Source organism: Thermoleptolyngbya oregonensis NK1-22 (assembly GCF_032705245.1).
Lineage (GTDB): Bacteria > Cyanobacteriota > Cyanobacteriia > Elainellales > Elainellaceae > Thermoleptolyngbya > Thermoleptolyngbya sichuanensis.
In genome coordinates, this window is the sequence record NZ_CP053540.1 from 1,362,856 (window position 1) to 1,383,580 (window position 20,725).

19 protein-coding genes are annotated in these 20,725 nt (G+C 57.6%); 10 read left to right on the plus strand and 9 right to left on the minus strand.

From position 1 onward, the window contains the following. The first annotated feature begins 612 nt into the window (after positions 1-612). The 6 genes from hslO (at position 613) to HNI00_RS05890 (ending at position 8,106) form a co-directional block, all read left to right on the plus strand. Positions 613-1,515 carry an Hsp33 family molecular chaperone HslO gene (gene hslO / locus HNI00_RS05865; RefSeq protein WP_316791525.1) on the plus strand — a complete coding sequence of 301 codons (903 nt, stop codon included), beginning with the start codon at positions 613-615 and terminating at the stop codon, positions 1,513-1,515. 516 nt (positions 1,516-2,031) lie between these two features. Further along, on the plus strand, positions 2,032-3,081 hold the full coding sequence (locus HNI00_RS05870; protein WP_316791527.1) for an acyltransferase family protein: 1,050 nt from the start codon (positions 2,032-2,034) through the stop codon (positions 3,079-3,081). 224 nt (positions 3,082-3,305) lie between these two features. After that, the gene (locus HNI00_RS05875) at positions 3,306-5,450 is read left to right on the plus strand and encodes a hypothetical protein (protein ID WP_316791529.1); all 2,145 of its coding nucleotides are present in this window, start codon (positions 3,306-3,308) and stop codon (positions 5,448-5,450) included. A gap of 274 nt (positions 5,451-5,724) precedes the next feature. After that, positions 5,725-6,615 carry an acetylglutamate kinase gene (gene argB / locus HNI00_RS05880; RefSeq protein ID WP_316791530.1) on the plus strand — a complete coding sequence of 297 codons (891 nt, stop codon included), beginning with the start codon at positions 5,725-5,727 and terminating at the stop codon, positions 6,613-6,615. Between the two features lie 23 nt (positions 6,616-6,638). Next, a complete protein-coding gene (locus HNI00_RS05885; protein ID WP_297078509.1) occupies positions 6,639-7,184 on the plus strand; it encodes a hypothetical protein in 546 nt (181 codons plus the stop codon). A gap of 250 nt (positions 7,185-7,434) precedes the next feature. Continuing rightward, entirely contained in the window at positions 7,435-8,106 is a 672-nt protein-coding gene (locus HNI00_RS05890) for a HEAT repeat domain-containing protein (RefSeq protein ID WP_316791533.1), read from the plus strand. Positions 8,107-8,199: 93 nt separating this feature from the next. Here the strand turns inward: HNI00_RS05890 and pheT are convergent, their stop codons facing one another. Next, positions 8,200-10,662: a phenylalanine--tRNA ligase subunit beta gene (gene pheT / locus HNI00_RS05895; RefSeq protein WP_316791535.1), complete on the minus strand. Its 2,463-nt coding sequence runs from the start codon at positions 10,660-10,662 to the stop codon at positions 8,200-8,202. Between the two features lie 517 nt (positions 10,663-11,179). Here pheT and HNI00_RS05900 point away from each other — a divergent pair. Together HNI00_RS05900 and HNI00_RS05905 are read left to right on the plus strand one after the other, a co-directional pair. After that, positions 11,180-12,823: a serine/threonine-protein kinase gene (locus HNI00_RS05900; RefSeq protein ID WP_316791537.1), complete on the plus strand. Its 1,644-nt coding sequence runs from the start codon at positions 11,180-11,182 to the stop codon at positions 12,821-12,823. 63 nt (positions 12,824-12,886) lie between these two features. Then, positions 12,887-13,177, plus strand: a complete 291-nt coding sequence (locus HNI00_RS05905; protein WP_316791539.1) for a DUF3493 domain-containing protein — start codon at positions 12,887-12,889, stop codon at positions 13,175-13,177. 72 nt (positions 13,178-13,249) lie between these two features. Here the strand turns inward: HNI00_RS05905 and HNI00_RS05910 are convergent, their stop codons facing one another. Continuing rightward, positions 13,250-14,005, minus strand: a complete 756-nt coding sequence (locus tag HNI00_RS05910; protein WP_316791541.1) for a phycocyanobilin:ferredoxin oxidoreductase — start codon at positions 14,003-14,005, stop codon at positions 13,250-13,252. Positions 14,006-14,213: 208 nt separating this feature from the next. Between HNI00_RS05910 and HNI00_RS05915 the strand changes: the two genes are divergently transcribed. Further along, positions 14,214-15,023, plus strand: coding sequence for a serine/threonine protein kinase (locus tag HNI00_RS05915; RefSeq protein WP_316791543.1), 810 nt, complete (start codon positions 14,214-14,216; stop codon positions 15,021-15,023). Between the two features lie 64 nt (positions 15,024-15,087). On the opposite strand, the gene HNI00_RS05920 is transcribed toward HNI00_RS05915, so the two are convergent. The 7 genes from HNI00_RS05920 to HNI00_RS05940 all read right to left on the minus strand — a co-directional run bounded on the left by HNI00_RS05920 (position 15,088) and on the right by HNI00_RS05940 (position 19,149). After that, positions 15,088-16,125, minus strand: a complete 1,038-nt coding sequence (locus tag HNI00_RS05920; RefSeq protein ID WP_316791545.1) for a hypothetical protein — start codon at positions 16,123-16,125, stop codon at positions 15,088-15,090. 237 nt (positions 16,126-16,362) lie between these two features. Further along, the gene (locus tag HNI00_RS05925) at positions 16,363-17,238 is read right to left on the minus strand and encodes a glutamate--tRNA ligase family protein (protein WP_316791547.1); all 876 of its coding nucleotides are present in this window, start codon (positions 17,236-17,238) and stop codon (positions 16,363-16,365) included. Between the two features lie 223 nt (positions 17,239-17,461). After that, positions 17,462-17,896 (minus strand): hypothetical protein, encoded by a 435-nt coding sequence (locus tag HNI00_RS05930; protein WP_316791548.1) that lies wholly within the window; start codon positions 17,894-17,896, stop codon positions 17,462-17,464. Positions 17,897-17,988: 92 nt separating this feature from the next. Continuing rightward, entirely contained in the window at positions 17,989-18,330 is a 342-nt protein-coding gene (locus HNI00_RS05935; protein ID WP_316791550.1) for a hypothetical protein, read from the minus strand. Positions 18,331-18,481: 151 nt separating this feature from the next. Continuing rightward, positions 18,482-18,631, minus strand: coding sequence for a HepT-like ribonuclease domain-containing protein (locus tag HNI00_RS22065; RefSeq protein WP_420156250.1), 150 nt, complete (start codon positions 18,629-18,631; stop codon positions 18,482-18,484). Between the two features lie 16 nt (positions 18,632-18,647). Further along, a complete protein-coding gene (locus HNI00_RS22070) occupies positions 18,648-18,833 on the minus strand; it encodes a HepT-like ribonuclease domain-containing protein (protein WP_420156251.1) in 186 nt (61 codons plus the stop codon). Next, on the minus strand, positions 18,820-19,149 hold the full coding sequence (locus HNI00_RS05940; RefSeq protein WP_420156317.1) for a nucleotidyltransferase family protein: 330 nt from the start codon (positions 19,147-19,149) through the stop codon (positions 18,820-18,822). The genes HNI00_RS22070 and HNI00_RS05940 overlap by 14 nt, the downstream gene beginning before the upstream one ends. 268 nt (positions 19,150-19,417) lie before the next feature. Here HNI00_RS05940 and sat point away from each other — a divergent pair, with 268 nt between their 5' ends. Further along, on the plus strand, positions 19,418-20,605 hold the full coding sequence (gene sat, locus HNI00_RS05945) for a sulfate adenylyltransferase (RefSeq protein ID WP_316791554.1): 1,188 nt from the start codon (positions 19,418-19,420) through the stop codon (positions 20,603-20,605). Positions 20,606-20,725: the final 120 nt, after the last annotated feature.

Here is a 20,725-nt window from a genome sequence, read left to right on the forward strand (position 1 = left end):
AGGGTTTAGAGAAGCACAGGAGCAAGCTCAGAGTCCACAGCCCGCTGCAAGCCCAGTGCCAGGGCAGCAAACACCGTTTTACGAACAATTGGAGATTCACAGATTTGTAGACTAGGGCGATCGCAGTTCAGTGCCCCAGCGAACTTGTGGTGTCTTTGGCTGTTTCCAGTCGCTAGTTTCCAGTCGCTAATTTCTACATTAAGGCGCTTGTATCCGCAGCTATACAGACAGATTCAAGTTTTAAAAACCCTGATCCGGTCATTTCTCTAAACCCCAAACGCCTTGGGGTTCATAGAGACTCGCCTTCCAGAAGCCATTTATACCGTTTATTCAAAATCCATAGGACTTATGTAGTTGGACAACTTCTCGCGGGCGCAGCCCGCGAGAAGTTGTCCAGAACCTGGGAAATTTATCGCAAGTGCGTAAGTCCTAATCTATTCAAAATCTATTCAAAGTCTAGACTCCGGTGAATCACTTAATGGATTCCCCAGAGGTTCCCCAATCTTAGCCCGACACTCCGCGCAAAATTATGAATTCCTGACGAAACATTCATCAAACCCGACCCGCCCGCAAATCGGTAAAATAGAGATGCATATTAAGAAGTATTTCAACATGGCAGATCAGCTCGTGCGGGCAACCGCAGCCGGAGGCGGTATTCGGGTTGTGGGCGCAGTCACCACCCGCCTCACAGAAGAAGCCCGCCAGCGCCACAAGCTTTCCTACGTTGCTACGGCTGCCCTGGGGCGGACGATGGTTTCCGGGCTGCTGCTGGCCTCCAGCATGAAGCGACCCGAATCGCGGGTCAATATTCGCGTGCGCGGCAACGGCCCCCTGGGGGTGGTCTTTGCGGATGCGGGGCTAGACGGCACCGTGCGCGGCTATGTGCAAAATCCTGATGTAGAACTTCCCACCAACAGTCGGGGGAAGCTCGACGTGGGGGCGGCGGTTGGTTCCGAAGGATTTCTCTACGTGGTGCGCGATATCGGCTTTGGCTATCCCTATTCCAGCACGGTGGAACTGGTGTCGGGCGAGATTGGCGAAGACGTGGCCAACTATCTGGTGACTTCAGAGCAAACGCCCTCAGCGCTGCTGGTCGGCGTGTTTGTCGATCCCGATGGCGTGACGGCGGCGGGCGGGATGCTGGTGCAGGTGTTGCCCAAAGCCGCCCGCGACGAAGCCCTAGTCGAAAAGCTGGAATCTCGGCTGGCGGCGCTGTCCGGCTTTACCAGCCTGCTGAACGAGGGCAAAACCCTGCCGCAGATTTTTACAGATTTGATGGGCGATATGGATTTGCAAATCTTGCCCGAAAGCCAGATGCTGCGGTTTCACTGCGGCTGCACGTTTGACCGAATGCTGGGCGCACTCAAGCTTCTGGGCGAAGAGGAACTGCGCGACATGATCGCCAAAGACGACGGCGCAGAAGCCACCTGCCATTTTTGCAATGAGGTCTATCGGGCTAGCAGCAACGAGCTAGAGCAGTTGATTCAAGAGTTGCAAACCGAATCGGTTGGCTAGCCGCCGCTGCCTGACTGCGAAACCGAATCGGTTGGCTAGCTGCCGCTGCCTGACTGCGAAAAAACTACCTCTCGAACCGGGCTGTGGACTCTTGACGGCCCGGTTTTATTTTTTCGATGCTTTTAATTTTTCCGCTACAGCCCTGTTGCCATCAGGCTGCCGCCGATCTGTGGCTATTCAGTGGACTGAAAAAATGTTGTGAAGGCTATTTCAGAACTTTACGATCCTCCTTTAAGATCCGGATGAACTGTAAATATACGTAGGCAAGTCCTAGAAAAACTACTGAGAGGGCTGGAGGGCGATCGCCCTTTCCATACACTCTGCTAAACCCCCAAATCTATACACTGAGGACTTACGCAGTTAGACGATTTCTCGCGGGCGCAGCCTGCGAGAAATCGTCCAAAACCCAGAAAGTTGAATCGCAAGTGCGTAAGTCCTAACACTGCTGGATCTGTGCTGTCTTTGAATCCAAGCCCTGATGGGCCTCCCGTTCATCAATCTTGACCAATCGACATCATGAATCCGTCAGGCATTTCTACACTCGATCGGGCGGCGGTTGATGCATCCCGCACCGGCGCTCAGTCCCAGCGTATCGCCCTGATTGACTATGCAAAGGGCATTGGCATTTTTTTGGTCGTCTTAGGGCACGTCCTCCGGGGGCTGGATGGGTCTGTCTTGCAGGAAAACGCCCTGACTCAAGCCCTCGACCAGTGGATCTATGCCTTCCACATGCCCCTGTTCTTTTTTCTGTCTGGCTACCTCGCCGAGCGTTCTGTCTCAAAACCGCTCAGCACGCTGGTTTCTAGCAAACTGCGGGCGATCGCCTATCCCTATTTCCTGTGGTCGGTGATTCAGGAAACGCTGCGCCACCTCGCAGGGATCAGCGACCAGCCCTTGAGCAGCCTTTGGCGCATCATGTATCTTCCCATTCTGCAATTCTGGTTTCTCTACGTCCTGTTTGCGGTTTCGCTCGTGTATCTGCTGCTGCGAAAGCTAAAGGTTCCTGCCGCAGTCTGCTTCGCGGGGTTTGCGCTGCTGTTTGCTTCCGAGTTTATCGACCTCAGCCTTGGCCCCTGGCCGGTGCTGTACATGATTCGGCTCAATGCGGTTTACTTTGGCCTGGGGGCGATCGCCAGCAGGGTCGATTGGGTCGGGCAAATCCAGCGAGTGCAGCATTCTATCCTGCTGCCCAGCGCCTTCTTCGGGTTCAGTCTCATTGCCCTGGCTGCCATCGTCAATCTAACCCGTCTCGAATTGTGGCTATTTCCCCTGGCGGTGCTGGGCATCTTCGCCAGCCTGTCGCTGGCCGCCTATCTAGATACCGTCCAGCGCTTTTCTGTGTTGCAAACCTGGGGACTGCGCTCCCTAGAGATTTTCGTGGCTCATACGATTTTCACGGCTGCTGCCAGGATTGTTCTGCAAACGGGGTTGCACATTCACCAGCCTGTTATTCATATCATCGTGGGCACAGCGGTTGGGCTGGGCGCGTCTCTGTGGCTATATCGCCTGTGTATGCAACTTCGCCTGCCATATCTATTTAGATTACAATCCGCATCTGCCAGTTAGTGCTAACTTTGTGGGCGGTGTGGGCAGGTCGAGCCAGGTGAGCAAGCTGACAGTCAAACCCGTTGAGTTCCGCTATTCTCTGGAAACGGGTTAGCCTGGATGCACTAGAATGGCGACTGCTGGGGCACTGCACTTATTGCACCAGCCTGTTAAAGCGTGGGACGAAGGGTAGGCTAAAGGTCGAGACGTAGGGTTTAGAGCAAGGTTCAGATAGAAGGTAGGGCATGACGAGAAACCGACAGGCATCAGGAGACGGGGAGGCAGACAAGGTGCGTCGCCTGCCCAGCCGTTCGCCTGCGTCCCAAAACGCCAGGACTCGTCGGGGCACGGCTCGGAGCGCCCGGCCCACAGATGCCCCGCCGCGAGAGCCAGGTCGGTACGAGTCGCGCAGTCGATCTGCGTCCGCTCGGCGCGATCGCCCGTTTGGCGAAGGGATACAGTCCTCTACTCAGCCCCCGCTGCGGGTTGTGTCCTCGACTCCGCGATCGCCCAAGGTTCAGACGCTCCCTGCTGTGCCTGCCGACCGCCGCAGGGACGAACCATCGGCGCGGCCCCGCAGTCCCCTGGTGCGATTTTTCACAAGCTGGCAGCTTTGGGTGTTGGTGGCGACGACGGGCTGCGTTGGAGCGGGCGTGCTGGCGGCGGCGCTGCTGTTCAAGCTGCCTGCATTGCCCAACTGTCCGTCGATTTTCTGGCCAACGGCTTCGGCATCCCTGCGGATTTACTGCGCCCAGCTTGCGTCTAATAAGCAAACGGTGGACGACCTGCTAGAGGCGATCGCCCTGGTGAATATGCTGCCGCCCAACCATGCCATGCGTCCCGAAGCCGATCGCCACATCGCGCAGTGGTCAGACGATATCTTGAAACTGGCTGAGAAAGCCTTTCACAAGGGTGACCTTCAGGGGGCGATCGCCATCGCCGAGCGCATTCCCGACAACACGCCCGCCTTCGCCCAAGTCGAGCAGCGCATCCAGTCCTGGAAGGAGACTTGGGCAACCGCCGAAGCCCTCTACAAGCAGGCAGAAGAAGCCCTGTTTGACGACGACCCCACCAAGGCCTTTGATCTGGCGGTGAAGCTGCTTGACGTGGACAACGAATATTGGAAAACCACCAAATATCAGGAAATGGTGGATTTGGTCACGGCCTCGCGGGAAGACGGCAAAAAATTGGCGCAGATTCGCCGTATGGCGCGGCGTGGCGGCGCGAGTAACCTGCTAGAGGCGATCGCCCTGGTGCAGGAAATCAAGAAAACCAGCCCGGCCTATCCCGCGGCTCAGCGGTTGCTCAACAGCCTGGGCAAAGACGTGCTGAACCTGGCGGATGAATACCTGAATCGGCGTGACCTCCCCGGCGCGATGGATCTGGTTCGCAAGATTCCCGAAGGGGCGCGCGTGCAGGCAGAAATTCAGGACTTCACGGCGCTGGCCCAGGCGCGGGCCCAGGCATGGGACGGCAGCGCCTCGGATATCGAAGCCGCGATCGCTCAGGCGCTCCGCATTCGGCGCGATCGCCCGCTCTATGGCAAAGCCCAGCAGTTGATTAGCTATTGGCGTGTCGAGCTACAGGATCTAGTGCATCTGTCCCGCGCCCAGCAATATGCGGATTTGGGCACAGTGAGCGACTTGCGGGCGGCGATCGCCGAAGTCAACAACATTCCCCAGGGAAATCCCCGCAGCCGCGAAGCCCGCCGCCTAGCCAGCCGCTGGACCACCGACATCGAGCTACGAGAAGACCGCCCCACGCTGACCCAAGCCGAGGAAATTGCCCGCGCAGGCGATGCCGACTCGCTGCAAGCGGCCATCAGCATCGCTCGCCAAATCGGTTCTGGTCGCGCCCTGTCTGCTGAAGCCCGCGATCGCATCCAAACCTGGCAGCAGCAGCTCGCTGCCCTACAAGCGCCGCCCCCTGTTGAACCGGTTCCTGTATTTGCGTCGCGCCCGTCTGATCCGGTCGTTTTAGACAACGGGCTGCCGTCTACCCTCCGCACGGTGCCCGCGCCTTCACCTGCCAGCAGTCCTGCTGAGGGCAACCCACGAGATTTCGCGTCCGTCGATCGCTCGACGCTCCAACTTGCCCAGAGCGCTGCCAGCGCCGGCACGCCCTCCATGCTGATTTCTGCGATTCAAACCGCAGACCGAATTCCCACCAGCAGTACCCAGCGCCCCGAAGCCGATCGCCTGATTGCCGAATGGAGCGATCAGGTCTTGCAAATTGCCCAGCAAACCGCCGCCGAGAGCCTAGAAGGGGCGATCGCCATTGCCAAAGGCATTCCCCCCCGCACCCCCGCCTACGCGCCAGCCCAGCTTTGGATTGAGCAGTGGCGACAGCAATCGCTCAATGCCAACACGGTTCAGTTTCCGAACCCGTAGTCGGCCGCAGCGAACAGCAAAAGGCGCAACACTTCCCAGCCCCAATCTGCTATAAACTGCTTTCAAATCAAATAGGACTTACACACTTGCGATTAAGCTTTCTGGGTTTTGGACGATTTCTCTCGGACGCAGCTCGCGAGAAATCATCCAACTGCGTAAGTCCTATCAAATTTGCCCATCAGAACTTGAGGGGTGTGCAGGTTTGGTTCTTTGATCAGCCTGGCCCAAAGTTCTAAATTCTTGCCTCCTGACCTCCTAACCCTCAACCTCAGACATGCTGACCAGCGAATATATTGAAAAAGCCGAAGCCACTCGCGTGCGAGTCCTCAGTGAGGCCCTGCCCTACATTCAGCAGTTTGCGGGGCGCGTCGTGGTGGTGAAGTATGGCGGCGCAGCCATGAAAGACAGCAACCTCAAGGAAACCGTCATCCGCGACATCGTGTTTCTCTCCTGTGTGGGGTTGCGGCCCGTGGTGGTGCATGGCGGCGGCCCCGAAATCAACACCTGGTTGGACAAGCTAGGCATTGAGGCGCAGTTCAAAAACGGGCTGCGCGTCACCGATGCGGCCACGATGGACGTGGTAGAGATGGTGCTGGTGGGCCGGGTGAACAAGGAACTGGTAGCCCTGGTGAACCAGGCGGGCGGCTCGGCGGTTGGGCTGTGTGGCAAAGATGCAAACCTGATCAAAGCGCGACCCCAGGGCGAAGAGGGCATCGGCTTTGTGGGCGAAGTGCAAAGCACCGATACCAAGCTGATCGAGGCGCTGGTGCGCGAGGGCTATATTCCCATCGTGTCTAGCGTGGCCGCAGACGACAAAGGGCAGGCCTACAACATCAATGCCGATACGGTGGCGGGGGAACTGGCGGCTGCGCTGGGGGCCGAAAAGCTGATCCTGATGACCGACACACCGGGTATTTTGAAAAACTACCACGACCTTTCGACGCTGATTCCCCGGCTGGATATCCAGGAAGCGCGGCGGCTCATTGAGTCGGGTATTGTCTCTGGCGGCATGATTCCCAAGGTCAACTGCTGCGTGCGATCGCTCGCCCAGGGGGTCAAGGCAGCCCACATCATCGATGGTCGCCTGCCCCACGCCCTGCTGCTGGAGATCTTTACTGACGCGGGCATTGGCTCTATGCTGGTTGCCTCAGACTTTATAGGATAGTTTGGGATAGGTGCAGCACAGGTATGGCGGCAAATCCAGAGGCGCTGGAGCGGGCCAGGGCGCTCTTCCAAGCTGGCAAGCAAAATTTTGAAAGCGGGCGCTATCGCGAATCGGTGGAGTGCCTGGAGAAGTCTGCGGCGCTGGTGGAGCGGGGCGGCAAACTGGGCGGCGAGGTGCAGATCTGGCTGGTGACGGCCTACGAGGCCGCAGGACGGGCCGATGCGGCGATCGCCCTCTGTGAGCAACTGGTGCGCCATCCCGACGTGAAGACCCGCAAGCAAAGTCGCCGCCTGCAAGCCATCCTGACTGCGCCGCGCTTGCGGACTCGCCCCGAATGGCTGACCCAGATTCCCGACTTGGGCGGGCTGGAAACTGCCAGCGCCGAAGATCAGAAGGCCTACGCCGTGCCCACTCGCCCCAAGCCATCGCGCCCGAAGCCCCGCCCCAAGCCCGATCCAGAGCCGATTGATCTGAGCCAGGTTAACACCAAAGACAACTCGTTTGTGTGGCTGTCCCTGGGGGCGATCGCCCTGATTGTGGCGGGACTCCTCTGGTTCGGCTATGCCTGAGCCAGAAGCCCTCCGCCAATCCCCAGTCTCGCAAATCGCGCAATAGCGAGAAATCGCCAGAACCCTACTGAAAAGCTACCGGACGCTTGAACCAACCCCCGCAATTCGCCAAAATCGCCAATCCAAGATTGCCAATCCAAAATCGCCAATCTAAAATCCAAAATCAACACGACGCACTGGAGCGGATTGGCAGCCCCGCCACCAGAAAAACTTCGCTATCATAAAGTTAATAATTCGTAACAAAACCGCCATGAGTCAACTCAGCCTGGAGCAGATCAAGACCCAACTCGACAGTCCCAAGTCGAGCGATCGCATGGTCGCCCTGGCCATGCTGCGCGATGTGCCGCCCGAATCCGCCGTGCCGCTGATTCTCAAAGTGCTAGATGACGAAAGCCTGCAAGTGCGCTCAATGGCCGTGTTTGCCCTGGGGGTCAAGCAGACCGACGAGTGCTACCCCATCCTGGCGCAGATTTTGGAAAACGACCCCGACTACGGTATCCGCGCCGATGCGGCTGGGGCGCTGGGCTACCTGGGCGACTCCCGCGCCGTCGAGCCATTGCTGCGGGCATTTTACGAAGATACCGACTGGCTGGTGCGCTTTAGCGCCGCCGTATCGCTGGGCAACCTGCAAGACCCCCGTGCCCGCCACGCCTTGCTGCAAGCGCTGGAGAGCGATGAGGTTGTGCTGCATCAGGCGGCGATCGCCGCGCTAGGAGAACTGCAAGACCTAGAAGCGGTCGAGGCGATCCTGCGATTTGCGGACTCGCCCGACTGGCTGGTTCGTCAGCGCCTCGCCGAAGCCTTGGGCAACCTGCCCACACCCAAGAGCATTGCTGCGCTGCGATACCTGCTGCGCGACAGCCACCCCCATGTGTCGGACGCGGCGGCGCTGTCGTTGCAAAAGCTGGAAGCGGTGGAGTGAGGAAGAGGGAAGAGCGAAGAGAGAAGAACGAAGAACGAAGAGGAAAGGACTTTCGGTTTTCGTTCTTCTTTTTTCGTTCTTCTTTTTTTATTTTTAGCTCCGCAAGCTCACCTGGAATTTCTCCTGGAGCGCTTCGCGGACTTTCTGATGCACCGGCTCGATGTCTTCGTCCGTTAGCGTGCGATCGCTCGCCCGGTAGACCAGTCGAAATGCCAGACTGCGCTTGCCTTCGGGCACTGACTCGCCGCGATATTCATCAAACAGTTCTACCGAGTCGAGCAGTTTGCCTGCCGTCTTGCGAACCGCCCGCTCAATTTCCGCAACTGAAAACTGTATGGGCGCAAAGAACGCCAGATCTCGGTCGGAGGCTGGATAGGCGGAGTAGGGCTTGAAGATCGGCGTAATCCTGGCTTCGTCAGACATATCTTCCAGCAGCAAATCCAGGTCTAGCTCGAAGGCATAGACCTCATCCGGCAAGCCCCGGCGCTGGCGTTCTTGGGGGTGGATCTGTCCAAACGTACCCAGCCGCTCGCCCTGCACCCACAGCGAGGCCGTCCGTCCAGGATGCAGCAGCGGATTTCGCCGATCGGGCTGAAATTCAACCGCTACGCCAAGCTGTCGAAACGCGCTCTCTAACACGCCCTTGGCCTCAAACCAGGTCATCGGCTGTTCGCGGCCGCTGCGAACCCAGCGCCCGACCGACGCATCACCGCCCATGATTCCCGCGAGGCGATCGCCCTCATATAGCCCGTCCTCTTCGCGCCAAAACACACGCCCGATTTCGTAAGCATTGAGCGCCCCGTTGCCCTGCTCCAGGTTGTACTGGAAGGCATCGATCAGCGCCGTCAGCATTTCAGTCCGCAGCGCAGAATATTCCACAAACAGCGGGTTGCTGAGGGCAATCTGGTTGTCGCCGTCCGGCTTCACCAGCGAATAGTGAATCACCTCTGTCAGCCCCACCGCTTTGAAGGCATGGTGAATTTGCCGCGTTAGCGCGTAGTCGGGCGACAGGAAGCCCAGTTCGGTCTTGGCAGGCAGCGTATCGCAGAAGTTGTTGTAGCCGTAAACTCTCGCCACTTCCTCGATCAGATCGATTTCGCGTTCCAGATCTCGGTGGCGATAGGGCGGCACGCTCACCCGCCACACGTCGCCCGCCGCCGAGATTGGGGTGAGTTCGCAGCCCAGCGCCGTCAAAATCCGCTCTACCTCGGCGGGCGGCAAGTCGCCAATTTCGCCTTCGCCCGGACGTGCCTCTTTGTCTAGTTCGATGGGGCCAAGCACTTGGTTTAGCCGCTCCAGCCGCAGTTCAATCGTGCGCGTTGCCATTGCGCCGCCCGGCCGAGCATCGGCCACCGTCTGTACGTCCACCGTGCCGCCCGCGAGTTCCACCAGCAGCGCCAGGGCCCGCCGACAGGCCAGTTCGAGTTCCGCAGAATTTACGCCGCGCTCATAGCGGGCCGAGGCTTCGGTGCGGAGTCCCTGCGATCGCGCTGATCGACGAATCGCCACCGAGTCAAACACCGCCGCTTCTAGCACCAGATTCGTCGTATCGGCATAAACTTCGCTGTTTTCACCCCCCATCACGCCTGCCAGCGCTACGGGCTGGTCGTTGGCGGTGATCAGCAGGGTCTGATCCGTCAGCTTTCGCGCCTGACTATCCAGCGTGGTCAGGGTTTCGCCGTTGCGGGCAAAGCGCACGCCCAGCGTCAGATCCGAAGAACCTGCAATGGCACGCAGGCGATCGCCATCAAAGGCGTGCAGCGGCTGCCCCCACTCCAGCAGCACGTAGTTGGTCACGTCCACCACGTTGTTAATCGGACGAGTCCCCGCCGCCTGGAGCCGTCGTTGCAGCCATTCAGGGGAAGGGGCGATCGCCACTCCTTTGATCACCGTCCCCATGTAAATCGGGCAGGCCCCCGGCTCCGAAATCCGCAGCGCCAAATCTTTTCCACCAGACTTTACAGGCAGTTCGGGCACCTCTGGCAGCTTGAGTGTTGCACCCGTCAGCGCCGCCACCTCTCGCGCAATGCCCACCATGCTCAGCGCATCGGCCCGGTTTGCCGTAGAAGTGAGGTCTAAAATCACATCGTCCAAACCCAGCAGCGGACGGGCATCCATGCCCACCTGAAGCGAGTCCTGCGGAAAGATATGAATCCCTTCTGACTCCTTCGCCAGCCCCACCTCCGCTAGCGAGCAAATCATCCCTTCCGATGGCACATCCCGGAGCTTCCGGGGGCGAATCGTCAGGTCAATTATCGGCAGGTGCGTCCCCAGCGTCGCCACGGGCACGTAGATATCTGCCCGCACATTGGCCGCACCGCAGACAATCGTGGAAGGCGCGTCGGCTCCAATGTCCACCGTACACACGCTCAGCTTGTCGGCATTGGGATGGGGCTGGCGCTCCAGCACGCGACCCACCACCACGCCATCCGCCCAAGTGCGGCGATCCTCAATCTCTTCGACTTCAAACCCCGCCATCGTCAGCATATCTGCCAGCGCTTCTGGAGATACGTTGATATCGACTAGCTCTCGCAACCAGTTCAGAGAAATTCGCATCGCCTACCGTGCCTTTCCGCCAAACAAAAATTAACGTGATCGAAATATAATCCAGTCCAGCCCCGGCACGACTCCATCCAGACATTGATTTCAGTGGAGCGGCTGATAAACTGCCAAATCTCGTGCCTCAGCCCTCCCAATTCTACCGCCCGGTTGCCTCGGAACGCGCTTCTACCCCCTAGCACATCCATCAACAATCTGTTAAACAATCTATAGAGGCTAAATGCTTTTACCCGCTGTATCTTGCCCGTCTAGCAGTCTTGGCAACATCTCGGTTGGATGCTTCGTCAGTGCTTTAGACTAGGCGCTTGGGCGAATTGCTACCTGCTGACTCCGTGCATCTATGGATATTCACTAGGGCTTCAAGCGAATCAGCGTGATCTTTAGCAAGTCTTCAAGGGTTTCCCCGAGAGAACTGCACTCTACCTTCATGCTCTTGGGCCGATAATTGTAAAAGAGGTGCATGCTCTCAATATTGAGATATACGCCCGGCGGTCAACCTAACGAGTGATGCCGAATGAGCTACTGCTTAAATCCTGCCTGTCCAAAACCAGAGAATCTGACTCATACTGAGCTGTGTCAGGCCTGTGGCTCCAAACTGCTGTTGCGCGATCGCTATCGGGTGGTGCAGTCCCTTGGGCATGGCGGGTTTGGAGCCACGTTTCTGGCCAAGGATGAATCACTTCCCGGCAGTCCCCATTGCGTGATCAAGCAGCTTCGTCCTGTTGCCTCCTCGCCCCATGTGTTGCAAATGGCACGGGATCTGTTCCGCCGAGAAGCCAAAACACTAGGTAAAATCGGTAACCACCCCCAAGTGCCTCGACTGCTCGACTATTTCGAGGCGAACCAGGAGTTTTACCTAGTTCAGGAATACATCAGCGGCTCCACCCTCCAGCAAGAAGTGAAGCAAAATGGCCCCTTCAGCGAAGCGGGGGTAAAGCAGTTTCTCAGCGAAGTGCTGCCGATGTTGCAGTACGTACACTCCCAGCAAGTAATTCATCGCGACATCAAACCTGCCAACCTGATTCGTCGCACCCAAGACAAAAAGCTGGTGCTGATCGACTTCGGCGCAGTGAAAGATCAGGTCAACCCTGTGCGGGCCGGCGCAACGGAGCAGACTGCCCTGACGGCCTACGCCATCGGCACTCCCGGCTATGCCCCGCCAGAGCAGATGGCGATGCGCCCGGTCTACGCCAGCGATATCTATGCCCTAGGCGTGACCTGCATTTACCTGCTGACGGGCAAAGCGCCGAAGGATATGGACTATGACCCGACCACCGGCGAAATTCTGTGGCGCGAACAGGTTCACATCAGCGAACACTTTGCGGGCGTGTTGGAAAAGATGCTGGAGGTTTCCGTTCGCCATCGCTATCAGAACGCAGGAGAAGTGCTGCGGGCGCTGGATCTAGAGCCATACCTCGACAGCCTAGCCCAGAGCATGGTCAAGCCTGTACGGCCTTCTGCCCGTCAGCCTGAGGTTTCGCCCCATCATTACATGCCCTCGGGCGACCTCAGCGGCGACCTCTTCCCCTCTTCGCCTTCTGCCCGTATGGCGGCCGCGATTCGCGCACGGCAATCCAAGTCCGGCGGAGATTCTGGCGGCTCGCCCTACACGGGTGGTCATCGCCGCACCGCCATCCAAAAGCCTGTCTCCGTCACCACGATCGAGCGAGGTCGGGGCGCATCGGGCGGCAGCAGTGGCAGTTCTGGCGGACATCCAGCGCTGATGCCCAAACTGCGAGCGGATGAGTTGCTGAACGACTACGCCAAGGGTAAGCGCGACTTTACCTCCCGCGACCTGAGCCAGTTGAACCTGTCTAAGGTCGCTCTGACGGGGGCAAACTTTCACCAGTCCAAACTGCATAAGGCGAACCTCCAAGGCGCAAACCTGTTTAACACGGATTTTGGTCGAGCCAGTCTGAATCAGGCGATTCTGAAAAACGCAAACTTGGCGCGGGCCTATCTTAGCCATGCGGATTTGCAGGGAGCAGACCTGCGGGGGGCAGACCTGAGCTATGCCTATCTGAGCAACGCCAACCTGCGGGGGGCGAACCTCTGCGGCGCAGACCTGACCGGAGCCAAGATTAGCGACGAACAACTGGCGCTGGCGCGAACCAACTGGGCGACAGTTCACCCCAGCGGCAAACGAGGGCTATGGTAGATAGGCGGGGCCCATCACGCCCGCTGGGTTTTACCTGAACAATTGCCAGGGTGGTGAATAGCCATGACAGATCGGTTGCGGGAGCGGGGCGAGAAGCTGAAAGAGCGTGATCCAGAAGCCTATGCTCGGCTAGTAGCAGAATCAAAAGCACCCTATCGAGGGCTGCGGCAGTTTGTCTATCTGGCGTTTGGCGCGTCCGGGCTAATCGGTGCGTTCATTTTTGCCACGCAGCTTGCGGCCGGGCGGGGAGACAGCGACACACTGCCCAATCTGGCGCTGCAATTGGGACTGGTGGCGCTGATGGTGTGGCTCTTTCGGCTGGAACAGAAGGCCGCCGCTCGTCGGCGGCGATAACGGGTTTTGACGACGCTGCATAGTTTGTGCAGTTTGTGCATAGTTTGCATGGTGTGCTGTTGATCCGTGCCGCTACCCTGTGGGCAAGTCGAATAGCACCGTGGTCATGTAGCGTTCTGCCCAGTCTTCGCCAAAGGCTTTTTCTAGCACGCGGCGGGTTTTGTCGTTTTGCTGCTGCTGGGCGCAGTAGTGCTTCTGCCCGGCCAGGATTTCAGACTGTTTTTCGGGGGTGGCCGGAGTGGCGATCGCCCGTTCACAGTGAATCTTTAGGTAGGCTTCGACGCGATCGAGAAACTGCTGCTGTTCATCCTCCGACTCTGGGCGGATAAACAGACAATAGCTGGAAAAAATCGTGCCCCAGGTGGGGAAACTGCGCGTCTGCGAAAACTGGAGCGGCGGCAGAGATTCCAACTCGCCCATGTAGCTGCTGGGCAAGCTGCGATCGCCCCGCACGGGAGACAGATCGGCGATCGCCATGCTCACCTGGCCGCGCCCGCCCACCAAATCTGCGCCAAACATGGGCAAATCATAGTCCGAATGGGGAAACATAACACAGTGCAGGATATCCAGCCCCGTGCCCAGCTTCGCCAGTTCTAGATGCAGCTTGCGAAACTGCGGCGTTTGGTAGCAGTGATTTTCGATCACTAAGCGCTCGCCCTCCAGTCGTCCTTCTACATAGCCTAAGTCTTCGGGCAGGTGATAGGGCGACAAGTCCAGATGGGTTTGCCATACAGCCTCGATCCGATCTGCTAGGGCGCGGATCAGGGGATGCTGCTGGTGGCGGATCGAGCTGGACTGGGGAGCGGGCGATGGAACGGAAAAAGACATGGTGGTAAATCGTGATGACAGGTGTCGAGAGGCGGCTCTAGCGATAGGCTTGAAATTAAGGTTTTGCTTTACGATGCCACAGAGAAAACTTCGCAGTGGCGCTACAATTGGGCGGCATACCGGGCGGCATACTGGGCGGCAGGTTGAGCGTCACGCTCAGCCATAGGCAGCGCCCCGAACGAACATTCCTCACCTCAACTTTTGTATTATGTCAGGTCAGATACTCGGCGATCGCTACGAAGTGGAACAGCAACTCGGCAAAAAGTCTGGCCGCTGGACGCTGCTGGCCCGCGATCTGATGACCCATGAACCCGTCATCCTCAAGGTCGTGTTTATTGACGAAAACCTTGGTCCCGATGACCTCAAGCTGTTTACCCGCGAGGCCGATGCGCTGCAAGTGCTGGCCCATCCTGCTACGCCGCGCTACCTGGGCTATTTTGAAATTGACCTGCCTCGCGGCGGAAAGGCCCTGGCGCTGATTCAGAGCTATTTGCCGGGAACCTCACTTGATCAATACCTCAAGGCCGAGCGCACCCTCAGCGAAGCCGAAGCCAAACAGGTTGCGCGGAAGGCACTGGAAATTTTGCAATATCTGCACGCGCAGCAGCCGCCCATTGTGCATCGGGACATCAAGCCCAGCAATGTGCTGCTGTCGGACGATGCAGGGGCGATCGCCACTCAGGTCAGCCTGGTCGATTTTGGCTCCGTCAAGTCCCTTGCCTCTGCGGATGGCACCACCTTTAGCATCGTCGGCACTGAAGGCTACGTTGCGCCAGAGCAAATCGGTCGCCGCGCCATGACCGCCTCCGATCTCTACAGCCTGGGCATGACGTTGGTCGTCGGTATGACCGGAATCGAACCCATGAATCTGCCCCACCGGGGTCTTCGCATCAATCTGGATCAGTGCCTCCAGTGCAGCTCCGACTTTGCCACCTGGCTGAAGCAAATGACCGAGCCAGACGTAACCCAGCGATTTCGCACGGCCGATGCGGCGCTGGCGGCTCTGCCCACGGGGTAGAGGGGAGGGGATTTTGGATTTTAGATTGGGGATTTTGGATTTTAGATTGGGGATGGACTCGGACTTAATCCACGTAACCTAGCCACAGCAGACCCATCAGCGCCAGTAGTGACCCAATCGCAAAGACCCCCATGCCGCCTGTAAAGCTCAGAAAACGGCGCGTATTGATCGGTCGCTTGCGATAGAGCCAGAACGCCGCCAGCCATGCTGCCCCGCTGGCAAGAAAAATCGGCAAATGGCTCCCAAACGGGCCACTACCCACTGGGATGCCCATAAAGCTTAGGAGGTAAGCACCCGGCGACTGCGCCAGCAGGCTAAACAGCGACACCCCCGCCAGCAGGCTCACAATCAGCCGCATTACTGGGCCAAAGGGGAAATAGAGCAACGCCGCTGTGCTGATCCAGGTGCCGATGCCAGCGGCGATCGCCAGCCCATGCGTCAGCCATTGCCACTGGTCGTCGGAAATGCCAACCCCATGCACCGTTTCCAGCAAAACTCGCCCAAAATAGTTAGCCACCAGCAGCGCCATCCCCATGCCACAGGCAAAGCTGGCAATGCCCTTGGCCCAGCGCCCCGGACTGCGCCACGCCCCTAGCGCCACCAGCACCCCGCCCGCCAGCGACAGCCCCAGCCCCAGCCCAATCAGCCCTGGGTCTCGCAGAGACATCAGCAGGTTAATGCCCCAATAGTGCCACCGCAGCCCGTTCAACTGCGCCGCGCCCAGCTCTAGGTCGCCCTGCAAGGCATAGCGGTATTGCAGCCCGCGCACAAAGTCCATCCCTGCTTCGCGGCAGGAAACCGTCCGACCTGCATAGGTTGCGCCACAGTCCCCCAGTTCAGTAGGAAATGCTGGGCTATAGCTCCAGGTTAGGTCGAGCGGCTGTTCGGCCAGAGCAGCGCTGCAATGCCACTGGGCCGCACCCTGGGTGCAGTCAAAAATGCGGTTGGGCAGATGGATCGGCCGGCCGGCGCTGGGCTGAATCTCGATGCTGGCAAAGGGCGTGTAAGCCAGCGTGGGCGATTCGCGGATCAGCAGCGCCACCAGCGCCACCGACAGAACGAGCCAAAGGGCGATCGCCCGCTTCAGCGAAAACCGGGGCATGGGGCATAGCTCCTTGAACAAGACGGTTGGACTCAAGAAGGAATACGGGCAGGTCTATCGATGCACCCGGATGAGCTAGAGTTCCGCTCGATCGCCAATCATAGCCCGCTTCTCATGTTTACCGTACAGGAAGTACGCCTTGTCAGAGAAGTATTAGAAGTATTAGTCAGTGAAGGATTACCGTTTCGCTGGTCAGAGCCGGAACTTTCCCCATTGCTGAGCGGTCTGGCTTTGAGTTCAAGACTCCGGGAACAGTTCCCACGATTCTCGAATGTGTTCTGGGGTAATGCCCTGTTGCCGGAGCGATCGCAGGCTGCGGGCCCCGTCGCGTTTTGCCAGTCGCTTGCCTGCTGCATCGCGCACTAAGGGACAGTGATAGAACGCCGGAATTTCCCAGCCCAGCGTGCGATAGAGCAGAATCTGCTTGGCGGCGGAAAGCAGCAGGTCTTCGCCGCGTACCACTTCGGAAATCGCCATTGCGTGGTCGTCGGTCACGACGGCCAGGTCATAGCTGGGCAACCCGTCTCGCCGCCACACCATGAAGTCGCCAAAGTCCTGCCCTGCAATGAAGCGCTGTGGGCCTAGATGTTCGTCTATAAAGGCGATCGCTTCGCCATCGGGCACGCGAAATCGCCAGTTCACCTCGCCGGGTTCCGTCGCCGCTTCCCACGTTGCAGGACGCAATTCAACAGGAAAGATCACTTCGCGATCGCCCTCATGGGGCGCACGGAGCGCATTGGCTACGTCTTTGCGAGAGTGGGGACTGGGATAAATCGCGCCGAGATGGTTCAACTGCTGCCAGGTTTGGTGGTAGAACGACTGGCGATCGCGCTGCCTGTAGGGCTGAAATGGGCCGCCTACGTCGGGCCCTTCTTGCCAGCAAAAGCCAAACCAGACCAAATCTTCCAGCAAATCGTCAGAATATTCGGGTTTACAGCGATCGCGGTCGAGGTCTTCGATTCGCAAAACCAGCACGCCGCCATGCTGCACAGCCCGCTGCTGCGCCGTCCAAAACGTTTTGGCATGACCCAGGTGCAGGTGCCCGGTGGGTGTCGGCGCGAGTCGCCCGCGATAGGCATGGGTCAATGGCAACACCGCAAATGAATCATCCACTTCCAACAAGGGCAGGACTTATGCACTTGCAATCAGCTTTCTAGGTGTTGGAGGATTTTTCGAGGTCGCAGCCCGCGAAAAATCCTCCAACTGCGTAAGTCCTAAAGGGAAATGGTAAACCCGAAGGCGCAATGTCCGCGGAGAATTCTCACGATGAATTCTCACGATGAATTTTCGCTATGAATTCTCGCGATGAATTCTGATGAATTCTACAGACTCAGCCTCATGTTGCCAGCAGGCGCATCTGCACTCGAACCGTTCCATTCTCCTGAAACCGGAACTGGAACAACCGAGACTCCGCTGTGCCGTTCTTGGGCGGTGTTCCGCTTGGACCTTGTGGAAAGTCCAAGGTGCATTCGTACTGATTCTCTGCACTTGGAACAGGACAGCCCAGCGTGTTTACAAAGGCTTCTAGGTTGTCCGCAGGCATCACAAAATTGACGTGGGCAATATATTCAATGTCTGTTGGAATGGGGCCGAGCAGCCCGCTAAAGTTCACCTCTGGCGTAATGCCGTGGGGTAGGGGAACCCCAATCATGCGTTCCGTCAGGTTGCGGGGCGATCGCCACGGAGCCGCGCCCATGGCCCATCCCAACAGCACTATCGTCCCCAAAGCAAGCGTTCCGCAACCGATGGCAATCTTTTGAAGGCGATTCATTCAGATTTCACCTCACGCATGGATTCTGAATAGCCAGAACAGTTTTGTAGAGATGGCAGCAAAAGATGGCAGCAAAAGGATGGGCGATCGCCCTAATTCGATCTTCCTAAATAAACTCGCATATCTGGATATTGCTCAAAAAAAGCGACCGTTTCCATAATCCTGCCAGCATAGCCGCCGCACTCCATCTGCAATCGCTGCTCTAGCTCGGCATTTTCCTGAGACAGGTGCAAGAAAAAGCCGCTGGGCTGCCCATTTTCACCCACAGAAAAATAGACAAAGGGACATTCACGGGCAATCACCGCAGGGTCGGATTCGCGCTCGGCGATTTCACAAAAGGGAATTTGGGTGAAGGCAGACTCGTCGCAGGCGATCGCAGGCGTACTCGCAAACATCACCACAGCACAGGTTAGGAATAATTTGCCACGCAGCATGAGACTGAGATTCGGAAAATCCTGGGGTAAAGCCGTTGAAGCCTCAGGATGCCCAGATTCAGCATCCCGATCTGACACGCCCAATATGGCATACCCCGCTCGGTCACTGACAATGCGCGAATCGTCCCCCACCCAGAACTTCATAAAAGATTTAATCAGGCAATGAGGATAACAACGTTTCTAGTTGAGTGCGTAGCGGTTCCAGCTCTGAGATAGCTGTTTTCCAAATGGTTTCTTGGCGGATTTCGTCATAACGGTGAATCAGGATATTGCGTAATCCAAATAACTCTGCGCCAGCCAATTTCGGGATGGGCTTGTCAAAATTCGTTCGATAGTCTGCGGGCGGCTTCTCCTAAGATTTCAAGCTGTCTTTCTACCGCGCTTTGGACAAGAATATTATCCAAATAAGCCTCATAGGTTAGGCTTGCAGTAAATTCCTGAACTCGGCGAATGGCGCTGACCATATCCCATAGCGACCCAACATCGCGGTTATTTGCTTGCATAAATCACCTGATGGGTTCGCAAAATTTCATGCCGTCGATAGGGATTTTTCAGCCCTTCTTTATCGTTTATGTCCACTTTTCTTCTGAATAGGTCTTCAAGTTCATCTTTCATATCCACCCAATCAAATAAGCTCCAACCTGGGCTGGGGGCAAAGGTCACAAGTGCGTCAATATCGCTGTCGGAGCGAAAGTCATCTCGCAACACCGAACCGAAGAGGGCAAATTCGATGATTTTCCAGCGATGGCAAAACTCAGCAATCTGCTCAAGAGAGGCCGGGATGCGTTGATTTAGCGGGGGGGCAAGTTGAGAAACCATCATTCAACCTCTAGTTCAATATTTTTAGTTCAATATTTCAAATTCAATCTCTCAAATTCAATATTTCAAACCATAAGGCTTGCATTTCGCTCAGATGTTTGCCTTCTATCACTCGATTATGCGGCATGGCTCTCGATTATGCGGCATGGCTTTGGAGAGGAGCTGGGGGCTAGGGGGACTGGGAGGAGCCAGCGGGCAATTCAAATGCGATCGCCCCTGCTGGTAGGATGAAGGCTAGTAGCAAATCTAAACAAAACCTAAAGCAGTCATGACTCACTTCCCCGATCCGGCCCCTGCCCACGGCGGGACGTTGATTAACCGAATCTGCACTCCAGAGCAGCGGCAAGAGTTTTTGGATAAAGCTGACTTTTTGCCCCGGCTCCGGCTCGATGAGCGGACCGTGTCAGATTTGGAGCTAATCGCGATCGGCGGCTTTAGCCCCCTGACGGGCTTCATGGAGCAGGCAGACTATCAGCGCGTGGTCGATGAAATGCACCTGGCCAATGGGCTGCCGTGGTCGATTCCAATCACGCTGTCGGTGACGGAAGAAGAAGCCACGCCGCTGAAGGAGGGGATGCTGGTGCGGCTGGATGACTCTCTGGGGCGGTTTGTTGGCGTGCTGCAACTGACGCAAAAGTACACCTACGACAAGGTTCACGAGGCGCTGCATGTCTATCGCACCAATGAAGAAAAGCATCCCGGTGTAAAGGTGGTTTATCGCCAGGGACCGGTGAACCTGGCCGGCCCAGTGTGGCTGCTTCAGCGCGAGGCTCATCCGCGTTTTCCCACCTATCAAATCGACCCGGCCGAGTCGCGGGCGCTGTTTCGAGATAAGGGCTGGAAAACGATCGTCGGCTTCCAGACCCGCAACCCTATCCACCGGGCCCACGAATACATTATTAAATGCGCGATGGAAGTGGTGGACGGGCTGTTTTTGCATCCGCTGGTGGGCGCAACCAAAGAAGACGACATTCCGGCAGACGTGCGGATGAACTGCTACGAGATCATGCTGGAAAACTACTTTCCGAAGGATCGAGTGATCCTGGCGATCAACCCGGCTGCGATGCGCTATGCCGGACCTAGAGAGGCAATTTTCCATGCGCTGGTGCGAAAAAACTACGGCTGCACGCACTTCATCGTGGGGCGCGATCATGCGGGTGTGGGCGACTATTACGGAACCTACGACGCGCAGTATATTTTCGACGAATTTGACCCGCTGGCGCTGGGCATTACGCCGCTGAAGTTTGAACACGCTTTCTACTGCACCCGCACCAACCAGATGGCGACCACCAAAACCAGCCCCAGCACGCCCGAAGAGCGGATTCACCTATCGGGGACGAAGGTGCGGGAAATGCTGCGAAACGGACAACTGCCACCGCCGGAGTTTTCTCGTCCGCTGGTGGCGGCTGAACTGGCGCGGGCAATGCAGATTCCGCAGCCGTCGTTTGAGATTTAGGGTTGGATGGGTTTGGGTAGTTGGCGGGGCGAGTTGGCGGGGCGATCGCCCGGATACCCTGCTGCCCCCTCAGCAGCGATAGGATGAGAGTAGACCCCCAATCTATTCGCGAGAGGATCT

Excerpts from the sequence above, each read along its gene's own strand:
- hslO (WP_316791525.1), top strand. The coding sequence starts at position 613 with ATGGCAGATCAGCTCGTGCGGGCAACCGCAGCCGGAGGCGGTATTCGG.
- HNI00_RS05870 (WP_316791527.1), top strand. The coding sequence starts at position 2,032 with ATGAATCCGTCAGGCATTTCTACACTCGATCGGGCGGCGGTTGATGCA.
- HNI00_RS05875 (WP_316791529.1), top strand. The coding sequence starts at position 3,306 with ATGACGAGAAACCGACAGGCATCAGGAGACGGGGAGGCAGACAAGGTG.
- argB (WP_316791530.1), top strand. The coding sequence starts at position 5,725 with ATGCTGACCAGCGAATATATTGAAAAAGCCGAAGCCACTCGCGTGCGA.
- HNI00_RS05885 (WP_297078509.1), top strand. The coding sequence starts at position 6,639 with ATGGCGGCAAATCCAGAGGCGCTGGAGCGGGCCAGGGCGCTCTTCCAA.
- HNI00_RS05890 (WP_316791533.1), top strand. The coding sequence starts at position 7,435 with ATGAGTCAACTCAGCCTGGAGCAGATCAAGACCCAACTCGACAGTCCC.
- pheT (WP_316791535.1), bottom strand. The coding sequence starts at position 10,662 with ATGCGAATTTCTCTGAACTGGTTGCGAGAGCTAGTCGATATCAACGTA.
- HNI00_RS05900 (WP_316791537.1), top strand. The coding sequence starts at position 11,180 with ATGAGCTACTGCTTAAATCCTGCCTGTCCAAAACCAGAGAATCTGACT.
- HNI00_RS05905 (WP_316791539.1), top strand. The coding sequence starts at position 12,887 with ATGACAGATCGGTTGCGGGAGCGGGGCGAGAAGCTGAAAGAGCGTGAT.
- HNI00_RS05910 (WP_316791541.1), bottom strand. The coding sequence starts at position 14,005 with ATGTCTTTTTCCGTTCCATCGCCCGCTCCCCAGTCCAGCTCGATCCGC.
- HNI00_RS05915 (WP_316791543.1), top strand. The coding sequence starts at position 14,214 with ATGTCAGGTCAGATACTCGGCGATCGCTACGAAGTGGAACAGCAACTC.
- HNI00_RS05920 (WP_316791545.1), bottom strand. The coding sequence starts at position 16,125 with ATGCCCCGGTTTTCGCTGAAGCGGGCGATCGCCCTTTGGCTCGTTCTG.
- HNI00_RS05930 (WP_316791548.1), bottom strand. The coding sequence starts at position 17,896 with ATGAATCGCCTTCAAAAGATTGCCATCGGTTGCGGAACGCTTGCTTTG.
- HNI00_RS05935 (WP_316791550.1), bottom strand. The coding sequence starts at position 18,330 with ATGCTGCGTGGCAAATTATTCCTAACCTGTGCTGTGGTGATGTTTGCG.
- HNI00_RS22070 (WP_420156251.1), bottom strand. The coding sequence starts at position 18,833 with ATGCAAGCAAATAACCGCGATGTTGGGTCGCTATGGGATATGGTCAGC.
- HNI00_RS05940 (WP_420156317.1), bottom strand. The coding sequence starts at position 19,149 with ATGGTTTCTCAACTTGCCCCCCCGCTAAATCAACGCATCCCGGCCTCT.
- sat (WP_316791554.1), top strand. The coding sequence starts at position 19,418 with ATGACTCACTTCCCCGATCCGGCCCCTGCCCACGGCGGGACGTTGATT.